General features: G+C 71.6%; 14 protein-coding genes and 1 pseudogene. 8 read left to right on the forward strand and 7 right to left on the reverse strand.

Features of this window, described 5'->3' with window-relative positions; all coding sequences use genetic code 11:
* Window positions 1-7 precede the first annotated feature (7 nt).
* Window positions 8-4,630, forward strand: coding sequence for a hypothetical protein (locus ACIBAF_RS40775; protein WP_399470356.1), 4,623 nt, complete (start codon window positions 8-10; stop codon window positions 4,628-4,630).
* A 43-nt stretch (window positions 4,631-4,673) separates the two neighbouring features.
* Here ACIBAF_RS40775 and ACIBAF_RS40780 read toward each other — a convergent pair whose 3' ends face one another.
* Both ACIBAF_RS40780 and ACIBAF_RS40785 read right to left on the reverse strand, forming a co-directional pair.
* Complete coding sequence (locus tag ACIBAF_RS40780; RefSeq protein WP_399470358.1) at window positions 4,674-4,850, reverse strand: hypothetical protein; 177 nt, start codon at window positions 4,848-4,850, stop codon at window positions 4,674-4,676.
* Between the two features lie 360 nt (window positions 4,851-5,210).
* A complete protein-coding gene (locus tag ACIBAF_RS40785; protein ID WP_399470360.1) occupies window positions 5,211-5,870 on the reverse strand; it encodes a hypothetical protein in 660 nt (219 codons plus the stop codon).
* 419 nt (window positions 5,871-6,289) lie between these two features.
* On the opposite strand from ACIBAF_RS40785, the gene ACIBAF_RS40790 reads away from it, so the two are divergent.
* From ACIBAF_RS40790 to ACIBAF_RS40810, 5 genes and pseudogenes are all read left to right on the forward strand, one after another.
* Window positions 6,290-9,211 (forward strand): nitrate- and nitrite sensing domain-containing protein, encoded by a 2,922-nt coding sequence (locus ACIBAF_RS40790; RefSeq protein WP_399470362.1) that lies wholly within the window; start codon window positions 6,290-6,292, stop codon window positions 9,209-9,211.
* A complete protein-coding gene (locus tag ACIBAF_RS40795) occupies window positions 9,208-9,639 on the forward strand; it encodes a roadblock/LC7 domain-containing protein (protein ID WP_399470364.1) in 432 nt (143 codons plus the stop codon). The genes ACIBAF_RS40790 and ACIBAF_RS40795 overlap by 4 nt, the downstream gene beginning before the upstream one ends.
* A 9-nt stretch (window positions 9,640-9,648) precedes the next feature.
* A complete protein-coding gene (locus ACIBAF_RS40800; RefSeq protein ID WP_399470366.1) occupies window positions 9,649-10,044 on the forward strand; it encodes a DUF742 domain-containing protein in 396 nt (131 codons plus the stop codon).
* A 24-nt stretch (window positions 10,045-10,068) separates the two neighbouring features.
* Window positions 10,069-13,724 (forward strand): annotated as a pseudogene (locus ACIBAF_RS40805) (hydantoinase B/oxoprolinase family protein).
* A complete protein-coding gene (locus tag ACIBAF_RS40810) occupies window positions 13,705-14,310 on the forward strand; it encodes a GTP-binding protein (RefSeq protein ID WP_399470368.1) in 606 nt (201 codons plus the stop codon). The pseudogene ACIBAF_RS40805 and the gene ACIBAF_RS40810 overlap by 20 nt, the downstream one beginning before the upstream one ends.
* A 156-nt stretch (window positions 14,311-14,466) precedes the next feature.
* Here the strand turns inward: ACIBAF_RS40810 and glpK are convergent, their stop codons facing one another.
* The 5 genes from glpK to ACIBAF_RS40835 all read right to left on the reverse strand — a co-directional run bounded on the left by glpK (window position 14,467) and on the right by ACIBAF_RS40835 (window position 20,603).
* Window positions 14,467-15,987 (reverse strand): glycerol kinase GlpK, encoded by a 1,521-nt coding sequence (gene glpK / locus ACIBAF_RS40815; RefSeq protein ID WP_399470370.1) that lies wholly within the window; start codon window positions 15,985-15,987, stop codon window positions 14,467-14,469.
* Between the two features lie 44 nt (window positions 15,988-16,031).
* Entirely contained in the window at window positions 16,032-16,781 is a 750-nt protein-coding gene (locus tag ACIBAF_RS40820) for an MIP/aquaporin family protein (RefSeq protein WP_399470372.1), read from the reverse strand.
* Window positions 16,782-17,182: 401 nt separating this feature from the next.
* Entirely contained in the window at window positions 17,183-18,856 is a 1,674-nt protein-coding gene (locus tag ACIBAF_RS40825; RefSeq protein ID WP_399470374.1) for an EAL domain-containing protein, read from the reverse strand.
* A 134-nt stretch (window positions 18,857-18,990) separates the two neighbouring features.
* Window positions 18,991-20,181 (reverse strand): lipid-transfer protein, encoded by a 1,191-nt coding sequence (locus ACIBAF_RS40830; protein WP_399470376.1) that lies wholly within the window; start codon window positions 20,179-20,181, stop codon window positions 18,991-18,993.
* The gene (locus ACIBAF_RS40835; RefSeq protein WP_399470403.1) at window positions 20,178-20,603 is read right to left on the reverse strand and encodes a Zn-ribbon domain-containing OB-fold protein; all 426 of its coding nucleotides are present in this window, start codon (window positions 20,601-20,603) and stop codon (window positions 20,178-20,180) included. Before ACIBAF_RS40835 ends, ACIBAF_RS40830 begins: the two co-directional genes overlap by 4 nt.
* 97 nt (window positions 20,604-20,700) lie before the next feature.
* Here ACIBAF_RS40835 and ACIBAF_RS40840 point away from each other — a divergent pair, with 97 nt between their 5' ends.
* Together ACIBAF_RS40840 and ACIBAF_RS40845 are read left to right on the forward strand one after the other, a co-directional pair.
* On the forward strand, window positions 20,701-21,528 hold the full coding sequence (locus tag ACIBAF_RS40840; protein ID WP_399470378.1) for a M15 family metallopeptidase: 828 nt from the start codon (window positions 20,701-20,703) through the stop codon (window positions 21,526-21,528).
* Between the two features lie 47 nt (window positions 21,529-21,575).
* On the forward strand, window positions 21,576-22,112 hold the full coding sequence (locus tag ACIBAF_RS40845) for an NUDIX domain-containing protein (protein ID WP_399470380.1): 537 nt from the start codon (window positions 21,576-21,578) through the stop codon (window positions 22,110-22,112).

Raw genomic sequence — 22,112 nt, forward strand, 5'->3', positions numbered from 1 at the left:
GTCCGCCATGTACGAGCTGTCCCGGGTCCGCCTCTACTCCATCGGGCCTGCCGGTGCGCGCTATGCCGACACCGTGCTTGACCTGCGGGGCGTGGGCGACGTCGTACCCGACCCCGCGCCCATGCAGGCGGAGTTCTTCGAGGAGGAGCCCGTCGGCCCGCCGCGCCGGCCCGCGCCCGCCGGCGTGCTCTTCCTGGAGAACGGCGGCGGCAAGTCCGTCCTGCTCAAGCTGATCTTCTCCGTGATGCTGCCGGGCCACCGCAACACCCTCGGCGGGGCCAGCTCCGGTGTGCTGCGCAAGTTCCTGCTCGCCGACGACTGCGGACACGTGGCGCTGGAGTGGCAGCACGTGCTCACCGGTGAGTGCGTCGTCGTCGGCAAGGTCAGCGAGTGGCGCGGGCGGCAGGTGTCGAACGATCCGCGGAAGTTCGCGGAAGCCTGGTACTCGTTCCGGCCGGGGCCCGGGCTGAGCCTGGACAACCTGCCCGTCGCCGAGTCCACCGCCGTCCGCCCGCCCGTGGAGGGCGCCTCCGGGGCGCAGGGGCGGCGGCGCACCATGAAGGGGTTCCGGGACGCCCTCACCGAGGCGGGGAAGGCGTATCCGCACCTGGAGGTGCACTGGGAGGAGATCCACGACCGGTGGATCGAGCACCTCGGCGAGCTCGGCCTGGACCCCGAGCTCTTCCGCTACCAGCGGGAGATGAACGCCGACGAGGGCGAGGCCGCCGGCCTCTTCGCGGTCAAGAAGGACTCCGACTTCACCGATCTGCTGCTGCGCGCGGTGACCGACACACGCGACACCGACGGACTCGCCGACCTCGTCAGCGGCTTCGGCAACAAGCTGGGCCGCCGCGCCGAACTGATCGCCGAACGGGACTTCACCGCCGGGTCGGTGGACCTGCTGGGACGGATCGTCGAGGCCGCCGAGGCGCGGGCACGCGCGCGTGACGTTCACGCCGGGGCCGAGCGGCGCACCCGCGCGCAGGCCCGCCGGCTGTCAGCCCGGGGGGTACGGGAGAAGGTGCGGGCCGGCGATCTCGCCCAGCGGGTCACGGCCGCCGCCTACGCCGTCACGCACTCCGAGGGGGCACGCGAGCGCAGCGCGCTGATCGCCGCCGAACTCGCCTTCCGGCACGCCTCGCTGGCGCTCGCCGCCGCCGAGAAGTCCGCCGCCGCGCAGAAGCGTGAACTCGCCGACGCCCGCACCCTGCACTCCGCCTGGCAGGCCGCCGAGGCCGTGCTGCGCCATCGCGCCGCCGCCGACCGCGTCGCCCGTGTCTCGGCAGCCATCCAGGAGGCCGAGCGCGACGCCGCGCCCGCCCTCGCCGCCCGCGCCAGGGCCGCAGTCGACCTCGTCCGGGCCCTGCACGCGGCCGCCGAGAGCGCCGAGACCCTCGCCAACGAAGAGGAGGAGCGCTCGGCCGCCCTCCAGGACGTCGGCGAGTCCGCGCACCGGGACGCGACGTCCGCCGCCACCGACGCCCAGCGCGCCCGCAGCGAGGTCGGGCACCTGCGCCAGCGCCTCGCCGAGGTCGAGCAGGAGACCGCCGAGGCGGTCCGCGCGGGCTGGCTCGACGACAGCGCGCCCGACGCCGATCCCGCGCGCGCGGCCCTCGCCGCCAGCGACGCCGAGAAGACGGCCGTCGCCGCCTGGGACACCGCCCGGGAGGCGTCACGCAAGGCTGCCGAGCACGCGCGCGAGGCCGCCTCCGCGGAGTCCCGCGCCGAGCTCACCGCGGCCCGCGCGGCGGACGCGGCGACGGCCGCGCGACGGTCGTACGAGGCCGAGCAGCGGCTCGCCGAGTCCCTGGCCGGCGAGGAACGGCTCGCCGAACTGCTCGGCCTGACCGGCGGCGGGGCGCCCCGGCAGATTCCCCGGCCGCGCCACGACGGCGAGCCGGACGACGGTTCCTCGCTCACGCCCGAGGACCTGGACCGCTGCGCCGACGAACTGCGCGAACTCCTCGACGGCGCCGTCTCCTCCGCCGAACGGCAGCTTTTCGAGCTGCGCACCGCCGCCGCCGACGACGCCCGCATCCTCGGCGCGCTCGGCGACGGCGGACTGCTGCCACCCGGCCCGGACGTGTTGGCCACCGTCGAGTTCCTCGGCGAGCACGGCATCCCCGCCCTGCCCGGCTGGCGCTACCTCGCCCAGGCAGTCGACCCCGTCGACCACACGCGCGTGCTCGCCGCCCGGCCCGAGCTGGTCGACGGCGTGATCATCACCGACCCCGACTCGCACGCACGCGCGCGGGAGGCGCTCGGTGACGCCGCGCTGCTGCCGCGTTCGGCCGTGGCCGTCGGCACGGCAGCCGCCCTGCTCGCACCGACCCCGGCCGCCGACACGCAGAGCGACGACGTCTTCCTCGTCCCGCCGAACCCGGCCATGCACGACGAGCACGCCGCCGACGAGGAACGACAGGCGCTGCGCGCGCGGGCGACCGAGCGGGACGAGGACATCCGTCGGCTCGCGGCGCGCCTCGGCAAGGACCGGGAGCTGGCCGCCCGGCTGGCCTCCTGGCGTACCGGCTGTCCGGCCGGGCGGCTCACCGAACTCGCACACGCCGCGGGCGAGGCGCGCGTGTTCGCCGAGGAGTCAGAGGCCGAGCTGGCCGAGGCGCGGACCGTGCGCGCGGAGGCCGACGAGACCGCCGCCGAGGCCGCCCAGGTACGCGACGAGCGTCAGGAGGCCGCGCAGAAGGCCCGGCGGGCCGCCGACGCCCTCGCCGGACTCGCCTTCCGGCTGCGCGAGCGGGCCGGCTGGCAGGTCAAGGTGCGCGAACTCGCCGACGAGGCCGCCGAGTCGGAGGCCCGCGCCCAGTCCTGCCTGGAGCGCGCCCGCGCCGCCGACGAGGACCGCCGCGGAGCCCAGCGTGCCGCAGACGACGCCCGCCGCACCGCCCGGGCGCTGCGCGCCGAACGCGCCGAGATCGCCGGCGCCCCCGACGACGTACCGGAAGCCGACGCGGACGCGTCCAGGGCGTCCCTGCCCGCCCTCCGCGAGGCCTACCGGGCCGCCTCCCAGCTGTACGAGAAGGTCGGCGTCGGCGCCGACCTGCGGGCCGAGCAGGCCCGCGCGGAGGGCGACGAGAGCGCCGCGCGCACCGAGCTGGACCGGCTCAGCAACAAGGTCCGTACGCGCGCCGAGCAACTGCTGCAGTCGCCCGACGGCTCCGACGGGCCGTCCCGGCAGGCCGCCGCCGCGCGCGCGGAGGAGCTGGTGCAGCTCCTGGAGACCCGTATGTCCACCGCGAGCGAGCAGCTCGGGCGGCTGCGCGGCGAGCACGAGCGGCTCGCGCCCGAGGACGGAGAGGCCCACACTGAGCTGGCCGAGGAGCTCCAGCCGCGCGACGCCGAACACGCGCAGGCCCTGCTGCGCACCGCGACGGCCGAACTCGCCTCCCGCGCCGAGGCGTTGAGCCAGGCCCGTGAGGCGCACGCCGAACTCCTGGCCGCCCACCGGGCCGCCGAGGACGCGGCCGGCGGCTTCGACGAGATCGCCGCGATGCTCCGCGACCTGCTGCGCGAACACCCGCAGGAGGAGGAACAGGAGGAGCCGGGCCCCTACCCCGGCACCCTGGAGGAGGCCCGCCATTCGGCCGCCGAGGCCCGCCGCTCGCTGCGCGGCTGCGCCGCCGACCTGTCCGCCGCCGAGTCCGCCGTACGCGAGGCCAGTGACATTCTCGTACGGCACGCCAACTCCACGCGCTACGAGCAGGTCCGCACCCCCGCGCGGCAGCAGATCCGTGAGTTGCCCGCCGCCTCGCTGCCCGAGCACGCACAGAAGTGGGCGGACGCCTTCGCGCCCCGACTGCGGGTGCTGACGGACGAGTTGGCGCAGCTGGAGCGCAACAGGGACTCCATCGTGGACCGGCTGCGGGGGCTCGTCGAGTCCGCGCTCGCCACGCTGCGCTCGGCCCAGCGGCTCTCCCGCCTGCCTGAGGGGCTCGGCGAGTGGTCCGGCCAGGAGTTCCTGCGCATCCGCTTCGAGGAACCGGATCAGGCCACTCTCACCGAGCGGCTCGGCGAGGTCATCGACGAGGCGACCCGGGCGGCCGTCAAGAAGAACTCCGACCTGCGGCGCGACGGCATGTCCCTGCTGCTGCGCGGGGTCGGCGCGGCCCTCCAGCCCAAGGGCGTCGCCGTCGAGATCCTCAAGCCGGACGCCGTCCTGCGCGCCGAACGCGTTCCCGTCGGTCAGATGGGCGACGTGTTCTCCGGCGGCCAGCTGCTCACCGCCGCCATCGCCCTGTACTGCACCATGGCGGCTCTGAGGAGCAACGACCGGGGCCGGGACAAGCACCGGCACGCCGGCACGCTGTTCCTCGACAACCCCATCGGCCGCGCCAACGCGACCTATCTGCTGGAGCTCCAGCGCGCCGTCTCGGACGCCCTGGGCGTGCAGCTCCTGTACACGACGGGCCTGTTCGACACGACGGCGCTGGCTGAGTTCCCGCTGGTCATCCGGCTGCGCAACGACGCCGACCTCCGGGCGGGCCTGAAGTACATCAGCGTCGAGGAACATCTCCGCCCGGGCCTTCCGCAGCAGCCCCAGGCGGGGGAGGCGGTGCACAGCGAGATCACGGCGACCCGCATGTTCAAACGCCCCGCACCCGACAGCGCCCCCTGAGGGGCGACAACCCCTCGTCGAGGCCGTGCCGCCGCCGACCGCCTCAGTCGGCCGTCGGCACGGCCAGAGGATCGGCCGCCGAGGAAACGCCCAGCCGGTGTTCCTCGACGAGCACATTGCCGGTGCCATCCCCCACGAGCTGGAACGTCGAGGAGATCTGCGGCAGCGTCAACTGGACCGGATAGCGGGCGGCCGGCTCCGCGAAGCACAGGGAGACCATGAACTGACTCCTCGTGGACACGGGGAGGGAGCCGGTCGAGCTGCGGGCACCGGGATCAAGGGCGGAGGAGGGTGCAGGACGTGGGAGGAGGAGCGGAGGACGGAGTCATGCGTGCGGCCGAACCAACCTTGGGGGGAGGGGCTGGTGTTGGGCCAGATGTGAAGCGTTGTCACCTGGTAGGAACGCGAGGGGCGCGCTGTCCCTCGACCGCCCGGACCCCTTCAGGCGGGCGCGACCCGAACCGGCCCGGCAGGAGGGGCGGGTGGCGTCCGCCGCAGTCCGGCCAGGGCCTGACTGCGGCGGGACCGTGGTCTCACCGGAAGCGTGCCACTGCTCGTTGCAGGGACGCGTCGACCGGCCTCAGGGGTGGGACAGCTGCCCGGTGCCGCTCTGCCTGCGTATCCGCTCCTGCGCGCGCTCGGCGACTCGTGCCTGCCGTCGCGCCCGGCGGCGCTCGCGGCGCAGTGAACGCGCCGTACTGCTCGGCGTCGACACCACACCGTTGCGCTGGTTCCACACCTGCCGCGTCACCCAGACGTCCAGCGCGCCCCAGGTGGCCAGCACCGTGCTGACCACACCGCTGATCACCATGGGGAAGGCCAGCCAGGATCCGGCCAGCGTGCACAGGAAGGCGACCATCGCCTGAATCAGCGTCACGGCGATGATGAGCACCGCGCGCACGGCCGCCGTACGCACCGGGTCGGGCATCCGACGCCGACGCGCGGGCTCCTCCACCCACAACGGCCGGTAGGCCGACCGTCGTTGTCGTGCGGCACTCGCACCGGCGGTGCCGGCCGCACCGGCCTGCCGGGCGCCCTCTCGCGCGGCGCCGACGGTCTTCCCGGCCGCTGGAACGCCGCGGTCGGTCGACCCGCGCCTGCCCGTCGAGTCGTCGCGCCTTTCCGCTGTCACCTGCGTGTTCGCCGGAATGTCGCGATCCCGCGCCTCGGGATCCCGCAGCGCGGTACCGCGCGCCGCCGCGCCGTCCTCGGGTGCCTCACGCCGCTCCGCCGTGCCCATCACCGTGTCACTCCCCACCGCCAGCAGACCGCTCGCCCCGGATCGAAGACCCGGCTCCCCAGTGGCTGCCCGGCTTGCGCTGATTTACGCCGCCCAGGTGCGGCATACGGCTCGTGTGGCCGATTCCGCCCCCAATTCCCAATGACTAGGACGAACGACCTGCCCGAACTGTTCCCGCGTTGCGAAAAATTCTGGCCAACTCGTTTGCAGAGCCGATCGGATCCGGCCTGGGGTCGTGCACTGGATTCGGGGAGGCAATCTCCCACAATGCCCGGACAACACACCATGTCTCGCCCTCGGTACGGAAGTTCAGCTTCCGGACTGCTCTTCGAGTTACCTGTGCGTCGGTAGTAGGCTCGCGCCGTTTGTTGACGCACATGCGTACCCCCTGTCGATGGGGGTTCGAGCTGGGGGAGGCCATGCGCTTTCGCGGGAAGTCGATCCGCCGGAAGATCGTGGCGCTGCTCCTCGTGCCGCTGGTTTCCCTGACCGCGATCTGGGGCTTCGCCACGGTGCTCACAGGACGCGAGGCGAGCCGCCTGTTCACCATGTCGTCCCTCGTCGAGAAGGTCGGCTACCCCATCGAGGACACCGTCCGCGTCGTCCAGCAGGAACGCCGCCAGACCCTCGTCTACCTCGCCGACCCCCGTGCCTCCGACGCGCTGTCCGCGCTGCGCCGCACCCGGGCCGCCACAGACGAGGCATTCGCCGAGATCCGAAAGAACGCTCAGGACCCCGACGTACGCGATGTCCTCGACCAGGACGACGGTGAGGGCTTGACCGCGGTGCTCGACGCCTTCGACGGCGTCGACTCCCTGCGCAGGAGCGTGGAGGAGGGCACCGTCACCCGAGCCCAGGCCCTCGACCTCTACACCCAGCTGATCGACCCCTGTTACGTCCTGTTGACGAAGATGGACGTCGTCGACAGCGTGGAGATGGACAAGCAGTACCGGGCCCTCGTCGGCGTCGCCCGCGCCCGTGAACTGCTCTCCCAGGAGGACGCCCTGCTCGGCTCCGCCCTGGTCGTGGGCAAGTTGAGCCGCGAGGAGATCCGCGACGTCTCCGACCTTGCGGCCCAGCGGGGAGTGGTCTACGACATCAGCCTCGCCCAACTGCCCACCGCGGAGCGCGAACGCTACGAGAGCTTCTGGAAGAACGCCACCACCGCCCCGCTGCGGACGGTCGAACAGGCTGTCGTCGCCACCACGCCCGGCGGCCTGCCCCGGGGCGCCAGCGCCCGGAACTGGGACACCGCGGCCGGAAACGTCCTCAAGGAACTCGGCGCCCTGGACGAACAGGCCAACGACCGCTACCAGGACCGTGTCGGTCCGGTCGCGATGGAGGTCATCGTCAAGGCGGTCGTCGCCGGTGTCTTCGGGCTGATCGCCCTGCTCGTCTCCCTCGTCCTGTCCGTGCGCATCGGCCGCGGTCTCATCCGCGACCTGCGTCAGCTTCGGCTGGAGGCACACGAGGCGTCCGGCGTGCGGCTGCCCAGCGTGATGCGCCGCCTGTCCGCGGGCGAACAGGTCGACGTGGAGACCGAGGTTCCGCGGCTGGAGTACGACAAGAACGAGATGGGCGAGGTCGGCCAGGCCCTCAACACCCTCCAGCGCGCCGCCGTCGAGGCCGCCGTCAAACAGGCCGAACTGCGCGCCGGCGTCTCCGAGGTCTTCGTCAACCTCGCCCGCCGCAGCCAGGTCCTGCTGCACAAGCAGCTCACCCTGCTCGACACCATGGAGCGCCGCACCGAGGACACCGAGGAACTCGCCGACCTCTTCCGCCTCGACCACCTCACTACCCGCATGCGCCGACACGCCGAGGGTCTGGTGATCCTCTCCGGCGCGGCCCCCTCCCGGCAGTGGCGCAAGCCCGTTCAGCTCATGGACATCGTGCGTGCCGCGGTCGCCGAGGTCGAGGACTACGAACGCATCGAGGTCCGCCGCCTGCCCCGACTTGCCGCCACCGGACCGGCCGTCGCCGACCTCACCCACCTGGTGGCCGAACTCCTGGAGAACGCCACGGTGTTCTCCCCGCCGCACACCGCCGTCCAGGTGTTCGGCGACCGGGTCGCCAACGGTTTCACCCTCGAGATCCACGACCGTGGCCTCGGCATGGCGCCCGAGGCTCTCCTGGAGGCCAACCTCCGGCTCGCCGAGACACCGGAATTCGAGCTGTCCGACACCGACCGCCTCGGGCTGTTCGTGGTCAGTCGGCTCGCGCAGCGGCAGAACGTCCGCGTCTCCCTGCAGCCCTCGCCGTACGGGGGGACGACCGCCATCGTCTTCATCCCCGACGCACTCCTGACCGACGACGTCCCCGACACCAACGGCATCGGCTTCCGGCTCGACCGCCCCCGGCCCCCGAAGGAGCCGGAGTCGGGGGAGACCCGCACGTCCGCGCTCTCCGCGGCGTCGGCGCAGCTTCCCGGAATGCCCGCCTCCATGCTCGACGGTCCCATCGAGCTGGAGGCCCCCGTCGGCCTGGACGCCCTCGGGGGTTTCCCGGCCGCGCTGGACGAGGAGGACGAGCACGGCGGCCTGTTCCGCCCCCGCCGCTCCCTCACCCGCGCTGAGGACGAGCCGGCCGCCGGCGCCGTCGACCAGCACCGCAGGCTGCCCGACGGCCTCGGCGACCCCGAGGGGTCGGTCACCGGCGACCCGGCCGCCCCGGTACCGCTGCTGCCCGGTCGCCGCACGCCCAAGCTGGTCAGCTCGCACGGCCGCCCGGTCACGGAACAGCGGCCCCGGCGGGCGGAGACGGACGCCGAGCCCCCGGCCAGGCCCGGCCCCCGCCGTACGGAGAACGAGGGCCCGGCGCCTCTGCCGTCCCGCCGCCGCGGCACGACGGCGCAGATCCCCCGCAACAGCGACCCGATCGAGCGGCCCGCACTGCCGGAACACCCCGGACGCGGTGCCGAGGAGCCGTCCCAGCCCCCAGTCCTCCCACGGCGCAGCCGGCAGACCCCTGCGCTGCCCAGCGGCCCCGACGACACGGCCGTGCGCGCCGAGACCGCGTCCCCCGGGACGCACAGGAGTGCACAGGGCGCTGACCGGGGGAGCGGTACCTGGAACCAGGGAACCGCGCCTCATGACAACGGCTCCGGCACGGGAGCGCTGCCGCGGCGCGTGCGCCAGGCGAACCTGGCCCCGCAACTGAGGCAAGGCCCGGATCCGCGCACCGAGAACCGTGCCGACCCCGCAGACCGGGACGCCGACGAGGTACGCAGCCGCATGGCCTCGCTCCAGCGGGGCTGGCAGCGCGGCCGCGTAGAGAACGCCGCGGGCGACGACGCCCACAGCGGCACAGCACCACAAGGAACGACAAAGGGGGACGGTCGATGACCGCACCGAAGGCGACCGGCCACAGCACCACCAACGGCGAGCTGAACTGGCTCCTCGACGAACTCGTCGACCGTGTCGCCAGCATCCGCAAGGCCGTCGTCCTCTCCGGCGACGGCCTGCCGACCGGCGTGTCCAAGGACCTGTCCCGGGAGGACGGCGAGCACCTGGCCGCCGTAGCGTCCGGCTTCCACAGCCTCGCCAAGGGCGTCGGTCGCCACTTCGAGGCCGGCAGCGTCCGCCAGACCATCGTCGAACTCGACGATGCTTTTCTGTTCGTCACGGCCGCCGGTGACGGCAGCTGCCTCGCCGTCCTCTCGGACGCAGACTCGGACGTGGGGCAGGTGGCGTACGAGATGACGCTCCTCGTCAAGCGGGTCGGCGTACATCTGGGCACCACCCCGCGCACCGATCTGCCCTCGGGCGGGTAGTGGGATGGCATGAGCACAGACGGTCAGGGAAGAAGCCGCTGGTTCGACGACGAGGCCGGACCGGTGGTGCGTCCGTACGCCATGACGCGCGGCCGTACCACCAGTGCGATGCAGCACCGCCTCGATCTGATCGCGGTGGTCGTGGCCGAGCCCCACGCCGACGAGGCGGAACAGGATCCCGCCCTGTCCCCCGAGCATGTGGGCATAGTGGAGCTGTGCCAGGACGCGCCGCAGTCGGTCGCCGAACTCGCCGCCGGACTCAACCTGCCCATCGGAGTGGTACGGGTCCTCGTCGGAGACCTCGTGGACGCGGAATTCGTCCATGTGAACCGGCCCGTACCCCCTGCCGAACTGCCGGACGAGAGTATTCTGCGCGACGTGATCAACGGCCTCCGAGCGCTGTGAGCAGCGTGGAAGCGAGGTGAGGACGTGACCGGCTGGCAGTTCTGGGTGGACCGGGGCGGCACCTTCACCGACATCGTCGCGCGCCGCCCCGACGGCCGGCTGCTGACGCACAAACTCCTGTCGGAGAACCCGGCGCGGTACGCCGACGCGGCGGTCGCCGGCGTCCGCGCCCTCCTGGCGGGCGCGCCGGACCCGGTCGAGGCCGTCCGCATGGGCACGACGGTCGCGACCAACGCCCTCCTGGAACGCAAGGGCGAGCGCACGCTGCTCGTCATCACCCGCGGATTCCGCGACGCACTGCGCATCGCCTACCAGAACCGCCCCCACATCTTCGCCCGCCGGATCGAACTCCCCCAGCTGCTGTACGAGCGGATCCTGGAGGTCGACGAGCGCATCTCCGCCGACGGCAGCGTCCTGCGCGCCCCCGACCTGGACGCCCTCGCCGGCCCCTTGCGGGAGGCGTACGACGACGGGATCAGGGCCGTCGCCGTCGTCTGCATGCACAGCCATCTCCATCCCGCCCACGAACAGGCCGTCGGGCAGCTCGCCGCCCGCACGGGCTTTGCCCAGATCTCGCTGTCCAGCGAGGTCAGCCCCCTCATGAAGCTCGTCCCGCGCGGGGACACCGCCGTCGTCGACGCCTACCTGTCGCCCGTGCTGCGCCGCTATGTCCGCCATGTCGCCGACGAGCTGCGCGGTGTGCGACTGATGTTCATGCAGTCCAATGGGGGGCTTGCCGAGGCGAGCCAGTTCCGCGGCAAGGACGCCATCCTGTCCGGGCCCGCGGGCGGCATCGTCGGCATGGCCCGGATGTCCCAACTCGCGGGTTTCGACCGGGTCATCGGCTTCGACATGGGCGGCACCTCCACGGACGTCTCCCACTTCGCGGGCGAGTACGAACGTGTCTTCACCACCCAGATCGCGGGCGTGCGGTTGCGGGCCCCGATGCTGGACATCCACACCGTCGCCGCGGGCGGCGGATCCGTCCTCCGTTTCGACGGCTCCCGCTACCGGGTGGGACCGGACTCGGCCGGCGCGGCTCCCGGGCCGGCCTGCTACCGCGGCGGCGGCCCGCTCGCCGTCACCGACGCCAACGTGATGCTCGGCCGCATCCAACCCGCCCACTTTCCAGAGGTGTTCGGGCCCGACGGCGATCAGCCGCTCGACGACGCCCTCGTACGCGACCGCTTCACGGCCCTCGCGCGCGAGATCCACGAGCAGACCGGCGACGACCGCACGCCGGAGCAGGTCGCGGAGGGTTTCCTGCAGATCGCCGTCGCCGACATCGCGGGCGCGGTGAAGCGGATCTCCGTCCAGAAGGGGCACGACGTCACCCGCTACGCCCTCACCACCTTCGGTGGTGCGGGCGGACAGCACGCGTGCATGGTCGCCGACTCGCTCGGCATCCGTACCGTGCTCGTGCCGCCCATGGCGGGCGTGCTGTCCGCGCTCGGCATCGGACTCGCCGACACGACGGCCATGCGCGAACAGTCCGTGGAGGCGGCCCTGGAGGCCGCCGCACTGCCCGGGATCCTCAAGACCGCCGACGATCTGGAGGCGGCGGCACGCGCGGAACTGCGCGCCGAGGACGTTGCCGACGACCTCGTCCGCATCACCCGTCGCGCGCAGCTCCGCTACGACGGCACCGACACCGCCCTCACCGTCGAGCTCACCGAACCCGCCGTGATGAGGCGGGCTTTCGAAGAACGTCATCGCGCCACGTACTCCTTCACGCTCGACCGCCCGATCGTCGTCGAAGCACTCTCTGTGGAAGCCACCGGCATCACCGAACCCCCCGATCTGTCCGCCCTCGCCCCGTACGAAGGGCATACCGCCGCACCCCGGACCGTCCGCCTCCACACCGGCGGCGTCTGGCGCGACGTCCCTCTTCACCGCCGCGAGGACCTCCCTCCCGGCCAGACGGTCACCGGCCCCGCGATCATCACCGAGGCCAGTGCCACCACCGTGGTCGACGACGGCTGGGAGGCCACGACGAGCCACGACGGGCATCTGGTCATGGAACGCGCGGCGATTACGCAGAGTTCCGATCTCGACACGAAAGTCGACCCGGTTCTCCTTGAAGTCTTCAACAACCTCTTCATGTCCATCGCCGAACAGATGGGCGCCCGCCTGGAGTCCACGGCCCAGTCCGTCAACATCAAGGAGCGCCTCGACTTCTCCTGCGCCCTCTTCGACCCCGACGGGAACCTGGTGGCCAACGCCCCGCACATCCCCGTCCACCTGGGATCGATGGGCACGAGCGTCAAGGAGGTCATCCGCCGCCGCGGCTCCTCGATGCGCCCCGGCGACACGTACGCGGTCAACGACCCGTACCACGGCGGCACGCACCTCCCGGACGTCACGGTGATCACCCCCGTCTTCGGCGCAGGCGCAGCCGAGCCAGCCGAAGTCACGGAGAGTGAGCCCGAGCTCCTCTTCTACGTCGCCTCACGCGGCCATCACGCCGAGATCGGCGGCATCGCCCCCGGGTCCATGCCGGCGGGCAGTCGCACCATCGAGGAGGAGGGCATCCTCTTCGACAACTGGCTGCTGGCGGAGAACGGTCGATTCCGCGAAGAGGAGACCCTCCGTCTCCTCACCGAAGCGCCGTACCCCTCCCGCAATCCTCGGACCAACCTCGCCGACCTCCGCGCCCAGATCGCCGCCAACCACAAAGGCGTCGACGAAGTGGGCCGCATGATCGAGGACTTCGGGCTCGATGTCGTACAGGCCTACATGCGGCACGTTCAGGACAACGCGGAGGAAGCCGTGCGCCGCGTCATCGACGCCCTGGACGACGGCGCGTACGCCTACGAGACCGACTCGGGAGCGGTCATCCGGGTACGTGTGCGCGTGGATCGCGAGAACCGCTCCGCGTCAGTCGACTTCACCGGCACCTCACCGCAGCTGACCACCAACTTCAACGCGCCGTATGCCGTCGTCAACGCGGCCGTCCTGTACGTCTTCCGGACCCTGGTCGCCGACGACATCCCGCTCAACGACGGCTGCCTGCGCCCCCTGAAAATCATCGTGCCGCCCGGTTCCCTGCTCGCGCCCGAATCGCCCGCCGCCGTCGTGGCCGGCAATGTGGAGACCTCTCAGGCGATCACCGGCGCCCTCTACGCTGCCCTCGGTGTCCAGGCCGAGGGCTCCGGCACCATGAACAACGTCACCTTCGGCAACGAACGCCACCAGTACTACGAAACGGTCGCCTCCGGATCCGGCGCAGGTGACGGCTTCCCCGGCGCGAGCGTCGTCCAGACCCACATGACCAACTCCCGGCTGACCGATCCCGAAGTCCTCGAGTGGCGGCTGCCCGTCCGGCTCGAGGAGTTCGCGGTCAGGCCCGGAAGCGGAGGCGCGGGGCGATGGCGTGGTGGGGACGGCGCGGTCCGCCGCATCCGGTTCCACGAGCCCATGACCGTCTCCACCCTGTCCCAGCACCGCCGGGTCCCCCCGTACGGTCTCGCGGGAGGCGCCCCCGGCGCACTGGGCGCCAACCGGGTGGAACGCGCGGACGGCACCGTGGTCCCGCTCGGCGGCAGCGACTCCGTGGACGTCGGCCCCGGCGACGTACTCGTCATCGAGACCCCTGGAGGCGGAGGCTACGGCCCGCCGCCCCACACCCCCAGTCAAGCCATCAAGCAGGAGAAGTGATCGATGATCTTCGGGCGTTCTGAGCGCGGCAAGCCCCCGGTCGAGCCCGTCACGCTCAAGATCCTGGTGGCCGGCGGCTTCGGCGTGGGCAAGACCACGCTGGTCGGCGCCGTCAGCGAGATCAAGCCGCTGCGCACCGAGGAGTACCTCACCGAGGCCGGCCGCCCGGTCGACGACACCACCGGCGTCGAGGGCAAGCACACCACCACCGTCGCCATGGACTTCGGACGCATCACCCTGCGCGAGGACCTGGTGCTGTACCTGTTCGGGACGCCCGGCCAGGAACGGTTCTGGTTCATGTGGGACGAGCTCTCGGAGGGCGCACTCGGCGCCGTCGTGCTCGCCGACACGCGCCGCCTGGAGGACTGCTTCGCCGCCGTCGACTACTTCGAACGGCGCTCCATCCCCTTCCTCATCGCCGTCAACTGCTTCGAGGGTTCCGCCCGTTACCCGGAGGCAGACGTGCGCCAGGCCCTCGACCTCGACGACGGCGTGCCGGTGGTGCTCTGCGACGCCCGCGACCGAAGGTCGGTCCGGGACGTTCTGGTCGGAGTGGTCCAGCACGCGATGGACTACGGCGCCGAGCGTCGCCAGACCGTCACCACCTGACGGAGAGCCGACGGCCGGCACGGCCCGTACCCCCGCCGACTGGGGTACGGGCCGTGGTTCAGGGGAAAGCGCGGCGCGAAGAGCCGCACGCGCGTGTGGCGCAAGCGAGACACCCGCGCGCGTGCAGCGGATCAGCGGCACGCGCAGGCGCACGCACTAGCCTTCACCGTCCTGCAGCCAACCGAAGCTCTTCTCCACGGCCTTGCGCCAGTTGTGGTACTCGCGATCGCGCACCGACGTCTCCATCGCCGGCGTCCACTCGGCGTCCTTCTGCCAGTGCGTCTTGAGCTCGTCGAGGTCGTTCCACACGCCGGTGGCCAGGCCCGCCGCGTACGCCGCGCCCAGGCAGGTCGTCTCGGAGACCCGCGGCCGGATCACGGGAACGCCGAGCACGTCCGCCTGATGCTGCATCAGCAGGTTGTTCTTGGTCATGCCCCCGTCCACCTTCAGGGTCGTGATCCGCACCCCGGAGTCCTGGAACATGGCGTCCACGACCTCGCGCGTCTGCCAGCTCGTCGCCTCGAGAACCGCCCGCGCGAGGTGTGCCTTCGTGACGTATCGGGTGAGTCCCGTGACGACACCGCGCGCGTCGGAGCGCCAGTACGGCGCGAACAGCCCGGAGAACGCGGGCACGATGTACGCGCCGCCGTTGTCGTCGACGCTCGCCGCCAGGCTCTCGATCTCGTCAGCCGTACGGATGATGCCGAGCTGGTCCCGGAACCACTGCACGAGCGCACCCGTTATGGCGATCGAACCCTCCAGGCAGTAGACAGGCGCCTCACCGCCGATCTTGTACCCCATCGTCGTCAACAGCCCGTTCTTCGACGGCACCGGCCTGTTACCGGTGTTGAGCAGCAGGAAACTCCCCGTCCCGTACGTGTTCTTCGCCGTGCCCACGTCGTAGCAGGCCTGGCCGAACACCGCGGCCTGCTGGTCGCCCAGCGCCGAAGCGACCGGCACGCCATCGAGTTGGCCGACCGCCGTGCCGTACACCTCGGCGGAGGACCTGATCTCCGGCAGGACGGCTTCGGGCACGTTCATCGCGGACAGGATGGAGGTGTCCCACTGGAGAGTCTCCAGGTTCATCAGCATGGTGCGCCCGGCGTTGGTGACATCGGTGACGTGCCGTCCGCCGTCGGAGCCGCCGGTGAGGTTCCAGATGAGCCACGAGTCGATGGTGCCGAAGGCGATCTCGCCGCGCTCGGCGCGCGCCCGCAGGCCCGGTACGTTGTCCAGCAGCCAGGCCGCCTTGGGCCCTGAGAAGTAGCTGGCCAACGGCAGCCCGGTCTGCTCACGGAATCGGTCCTGTCCGTCGGATCCGCCCAGTTGACTGCAGAGCGCCGCCGTACGCGTGTCCTGCCACACGATCGCGTTGTGCACCGGCTTGCCCGTGGCGCGGTCCCACAGCACGGTCGTCTCGCGCTGATTGGTGATGCCGAGGGCGCTGATCTGGTCGGCGCGCAGCCCGGCCTTGGCGATCGCCCCGGCGACCACCGCCTGCACCTTGGACCAGATCTCGGTGGCGTCATGCTCCACCCAGCCGGGTTTGGGGAAGATCTGGCGATGCTCACGCTGGTCGACGGCGACGATCGCGCCGTTGTGGTCGAAGACGATGCAGCGGCTGGAGGTGGTGCCCTGGTCGATTGCGGCGACGTACTTCTCGGCGTTGTCCGTCATGGCTACCCCTTGGGCTGGGTTGAGAAGGCTGCGCGGGCGACTGCTCAGAAGGCCGCGTTGTAGAGGAGCCCCGCGAGCGCTCCGCCGACCAGCGGACCCACGACCGGGATCCAGGCGTAACCCCAGTCCGAGGTGCCCTTGTTCGGGATGGGCAGGAAGGTGTGCACGATGCGCGGCCCGAGGTCGCGCGCCGGGTTGATGGCGTAGCCGGTGGGCCCGCCGAGGGAGAGACCGATGCCGACGACGAGCAGGGAGACGATCAGCACCGTGGTTCCGGATTCGCCGAGCCCCTTGGTCAGCCCGAAGGCGAGGATGGGCAGGACCAGGGCGATCGTCGCGATGACCTCCGTGATCAGGTTGGCGACCGGGTTCCGGATCTCGGGAATGGTGGAGAAGATGCCCAGCGTGGGAGTGGGCTCCTCGGCCGTGCCTTCGGTGGTGCCCTTCTGCTGGACGTTCGCCTGGAACTGGGCGAGGTACACCAGGTACGCGAGGACAGCCCCCAGCATCGCACCGACCATCTGGCCCAGCAGATACACCCACACCTTGCCCCACTCGCCCGTGTCTACGGCGATGCCGAGGGTGACGGCCGGATTGAGATGCCCGCCCGACAGCGGTGCGGCGGTGTACGCCCCCGCCAGCACGCCGAACCCCCAGCCGAAGGCGATCACGACCCATCCCGAGGCCCGGGCCTTGGAATACCTGAGAGTGACGGCTGCGCAGACTCCCGCACCGAACAGGATGAGGATCGCGGTACCGATGACTTCGCCGACGAATATGTCTCCGTTGCTCATGGCGGCTCCTTGGCCCGGTCCGAGGCGGATCGACCCCGGTGCTCCGTGCAGGGTGCGGTTCCCGTGGCTGCTTCGGCCAGGGCAGGGAGATCCCGCGCCCTGCCCGGCGTCCGTGACGAGCGTGCCGTTGCAGCCGAATCGCCCGTGGGGGTGTGGGACTTCCGTCGGGAAGCCACCCTGGCGCGCGCATGGATACGCCGAGAATGTACGGCGATGTCGGCTGACACCGGGAAGTGTTCACCGGCGTTCAGAGAGCGTCAAGGAGGCTGACAGCAACGGTTGGGGGTGCGCAGGACGGATCGTGCAAGCCGACGTCCTGGGGAGAGGGTGCCCACCCGAGCCCACCACCGGGAGGAGGCTTCCACGGCCCAGCCGCCTCCAGTGAGCTCCCGACCGTCGGGTCAGTTCATCCCCGGCTCAGCCCCGACCGATCCCGTACCCGCGGGAGCCATCGGCTGAGACCCACGCCGGATCTCGTATCCGGCCAGCCCGGCATGCCCCACCACCCAACTCGCCCCGCTCAACGACTTCGCAGCCTTCTTCAAGGGCGTCAGACACGCCGCCGTCTGCCGGTGATCGGTCACGCTGCCCGGCCGGCACAGGACCGTGGCCAGCGACAGCGTGACCGGGCGTCCGCCTGCCGACCAGGGCGCATCCAACACGGAGGCCGCCAGCGGATCCAGGCCTTCCGGATCGGCCAGCACCAGGAAGTCGTCCCCTCCGATGTGCCCCACGCGCGCGTGCTGCCCCCAGCGCGCGTGCCCTGTCGCCGCGATCTGCAGAGCCGCTCCCACCGATCGGATCAGCTCGTCACCGGCTGCGAACCCCGCCCCGTCGTTGACCTGCTTGAAGTGGTCGATGTCCAGCCAGCTCAGTGTGAACGTCCGCCCCTGCGCGATCCGCCGGTCCACCTCCTCGGTGATCGAGTCCGAACCCGGCAGCCGAGTCAGCGGATTGAGTCCCGCCGCCTCCTCCACCCGGGTCTCGGCCAGCGCCCGGACGAGGTCCGCGAGCCGGACCACGCCCATGCATCGCCCCCTGCGGTCGACGACGGCCACATCGTCGGAGATGCGGTCCCGGTCGCCGACCGCGACCACGTTCAGTACCTCCCACGCCGTCGCGTCCACGCCCACCGTCCGCGGTGGATCGCCCAGTTTGGCCGCAGGGCGGTCCGCGTACAGGGCGTGGCCGTAGCGCCCGGACATCGACAACAGGAAGCGCGACCGGTGCACCGAGCGGACCGGAACCCCCGTGCGGTCCACGAGCAGCACCCCGGACACGTCCGGAGACCCGGTCAGCAGCGCCCGTACCTGTCCGGCGGAGGCGGTCGCGGGCAGCAGCGCGGCCGGCCGCACGAACTCCCGCACCGACGGCCCCGATCGGGGCACCGGTTCAAGGCCGCGGCCGAGCGACGGAACGTACACGTCGGCGGCGGGCAGGCGGCTCGGCGGCGCGAACAGCGCCCCCTGGGCCAGCTGCGCCCCCGCCGACAGCGCGGCTGCGCACTGCAGTTCGGTCTCCACGCCCTCGACGACCAGGAACGCCTCCAGCTCATCGCAGAGGGTCCGCATCGCCCGTACCGCCACGGGCCGTGCCAGGAGCGAGGCGTCGAGCTTCACCAGGTCCGGCGCGATGTCGACGAGCAGCCGCAGAGGTGCGTCCCCGTCCCCGACCCCGTCCGCGCTGATCCGGAAGCCGTGGCCCCGGAGCGCGGCCACGGCCTCCAGGAGCGCGGGCTGCGGAACGTGCGTGTAGGGCGGAACGACGTCCAGCGTCACCTCCCAGGGCAGCCGTCCCGCCTCGAGCACGGCGTCGTGCAGCGCGGGGAGCCCGCCGAGGTCGGCCAGGGTGCCGGCGAACACGTTCACGTGCAGGGGCAGCAGCGTCTCCTTGCGAGCCGCCGCGCGAACCGCCAACACGGCCAGCCGACCGTCGACTTCGGGTTCCCGGCGAGCCCGCGCCAGGATGTCGCCGGCCTCCGGACGGGCAAGTATCTCCAGCCCCACGACCCCTCCGGTCGTCAGGTTGACCACCGGCTGGAAGGCGAAGCGGAGAGTGTCCGTCCAGGAGTGCACGGGAGCATGATGGCGCTGCGGGCGAGCGCCCAGGCGCAGTTCATGAGACGTTCACACAGGATTCGAGGGCGGTCACGGTGTGTGAGAGGGGTCGGCTGGAACGGCCCGGCCACGCCGAAGGCTCAGCTTCACGCTCACCGTACGGCGACCACCGCCGAACCGTGCCCGAACAGCCCCTGGTTCGCCGTGACGGCCACGCGCGCGTGCGGTATCTGGCGATCGCCCGCCAGCCCTCGTAGCTGCCAGGTGACCTCACAGACCTGGGCGATCGCCTGCGCCGGCACCGCCTCACCGAAGGAGGCCAGTCCTCCGCTCGTGTTCACCGGTATCCGGCCGCCAGGAGCCGTCGACCCTTCCCGCAGCAGTTTCGCGGCCTCACCGTCGCCGCACAGCCCCAGGTCCTCGTACCACTGCAACTCCAGGGCGGTGGACAGGTCGTAGACCTCGGCCAGGGACAGGTCCTCGGGACCGAGGCCCGCCTCTTCGTAGGCGGCTCGGGCGATCGAGGCCCGGAAGGTCTCACCGGTCGGCTCCGCCGCCGGCGCGGAATCGGTCGCGATGTCCGGCAGATCCAGCACCGTGCTGGGGTAACGGGGCGTGACGGTGGACACAGCCCTGATCCGCACCGGATCCGCCGCTCCGTGGCGACGGGCGAACTCCATGCTGGAGAGCACCAGGGCCGCCCCGCCGTCCGAGGTCGCGCAGATGTCCAGCAGCCGGAGCGGATCGGCGACCACAGCCGACGCGGCCACCTCCTGCGCGGTGACCCGCTTCCGGTAGCGCGCGTTCGGATTCAACGCTCCCATGGCCGCGTTCTTCACCTTGACCTGGGCGAAGTCCTCCGGTGTGTCCCCGTGCACCGCCATGCGCCGGCGCGCGTACAGCCCGAAGTACGTCGGATTCGTCGCGCCGAGCACCCGGAACCTCAGCCAGTCGGGGTCGTCCGGCCGGTCCCCGCCTGCCGGGCGGAAGAAGCCCTTGGGGGCCGCGTCGGCCCCCACCACGAGCACCACCTCCGCGAGACCCGCGAGGATCTGGGCCCGGGCCGTGTCGATCGCCTGGGCCCCCGACGCACACGCCGCGTACACGCTCGAGACCCGGGCTCCCTGCCACCCCAGGGCCTTCGCGAACGTCGCCCCGGCCACGTACCCCGGATAGCCGCCGCGCACCGTGTCCGCGCCGACGATCGAACCGACCTCCCGCCAGTCCACACCCGCGTCCGCGAGGGCCGCTCGCGCCGCGGTCACGCCGTACTCGACGAAGCTGCGCCCCCACTTGCCCCACGGATGCATCCCCGCGCCGAGCACCGCCACCTCTGCTGTCATCGCGCCACCCCCGTCGGCCGCCATCGCCAGGTCGTCCAGGTCGTCTCCGCGTCCTCGTCGAGCACGCCCGGGACGACCTCCACCTCCATGCCCACCGTCAGATCGGCGACAGTGACCCCGGGAACCGCCTGTCCCAGCACCACGATCCGCTCGGACTCCAGCTCCACAGCGATCAACGCGTACGGCTCCCACGGAAGTTCCGGATCGGTCACATACGGTGACGGAGGGCGGTACCGGCTGTCCGTATAGGACCAGACACGCCCGCGTCGTGAGAGCGGGACCTCCTCCAGGTCGCCGCCTGGGCAGTCCGGATTGCGGCAGTGCGTGTCCTCACGCGGGAAGAAGACCGACCCGCAGGCCGAACAGCGCGTCCCCAGCAACCTGAAGTCCTCCCCATCGCCGGTGAACCACCCGGCGACCACGGGTGTGCGTGTACGCGACAAGGTCCCCTCCTGGCTACGAATCTGACGAGACGTCAGGAGTGTGGCACGCCCCTCCGGAATTGGGCAGGGAGGAGACATGACACGACTCTCCAGCGCAGTACGCGGTGGCATCGCCGCACTCGCCGCACTCGCCGCACTCGCCGCCCTGCTGGCCGTGACCACCGCCTCCGCCACCGCGCAGGCGCACACCGACCCCGAGGCCCCCGCGGACTTCGTGGCCCTGAGAACCGTGGACCCGACGATCCTCCAGGAGATGCGCTACGTCACCCCGCACACCTTCGTCGGCGAGCCCATCGACGGCTACCGGCAGCCGATCTGCATCCTCACCCGGCCGGCCGCCGAGGCGCTCCACCGGGCTCAGACGAAGCTGCGGCGCCAGGGATACACACTGAAGGTGTACGACTGCTACCGGCCCCAGCGCGCCGTGAACCACTTCGTCCGCTGGGCGGAGGACTTGAACGACCAGAGCATGAAGACCGAGTTCTACCCGAACGTCGACAAGACCCGTCTGTTCGAGGACGGCTATATCGCCGAGAAGTCCGGTCACAGCCGCGGCTCGACCACGGACCTCACCATCGTGCGGCTCCCGACCGCTCCGACCAGGCCCTATGTCCCCGGCGAGCCACTCGTTCCCTGCTACGCCCCACAACAGCAGCGCTTCCCCGACAACTCGGTCGACATGGGTACGGGGTTCGACTGCTTCGACACCCTCGCCCACACCCTCGACCCGCGCATCCAGGGTGAACAGCGCGCCAACAGGCTGCTTCTCAAGGGCACCCTGGAGAACCTCGGCTTCGTGAACCTCGCCGAGGAGTGGTGGCACTACACCTTCAAGCCCGAGCCCTACCCGGACACCTACTTCGACTTCCCCGTCTCCGCCGACTCCCTCCCCAGGGAGCACTGAACCGCCTCCGTACGACGCCCTCCCCAAGATCGGATACGCTCCGCCGCGTGTCCGAAACTCTGCACTCCACTTCGAACTCCGCGCGCGACTCCCACTGTTCGAGCTGCGGAGCGCCCTACGGGGAGGGCGTCACCGGCTGGCCCCGCACCTGTCAGGCCTGCGCCACCGTGGCCTACCGCAACCCGCTGCCGGTGGCCGTCGCACTCCAGCCGGTGTACGACACGACGGGCACCGCCCTGGTCGTCATCACCCGCACCATCGCCCCCGCGCGCGGGGGCATCGCACTGCCCGGCGGCTACATCGACGACCGTGAGGACTGGCGGCAGGCCGTCGTCCGCGAACTCATGGAGGAGACCGGCATAGCCGCGGCGCCGCGTGAGGTGCGGCTGGCCGACGCCATGAGCTCTCCCGACGGCCACCTGCTGCTGTTCGGGCTCCTGCCGGAGCGTCCCGCAGACCGCCTCCCGACGTCCGCCGCCACGGACGAGACCGAGGGCTGGCACCTCCTGCGCCGGGCCGAGGAACTCGCCTTCCCCTTGCACACGCACGCCGTGCGGGCGTTCTTCGAAGGCCGCTACATCTGA

This window comes from Streptomyces sp. NPDC051677 (genome assembly GCF_044453465.1).
In the GTDB taxonomy this organism is placed as follows: domain Bacteria; phylum Actinomycetota; class Actinomycetes; order Streptomycetales; family Streptomycetaceae; genus Streptomyces.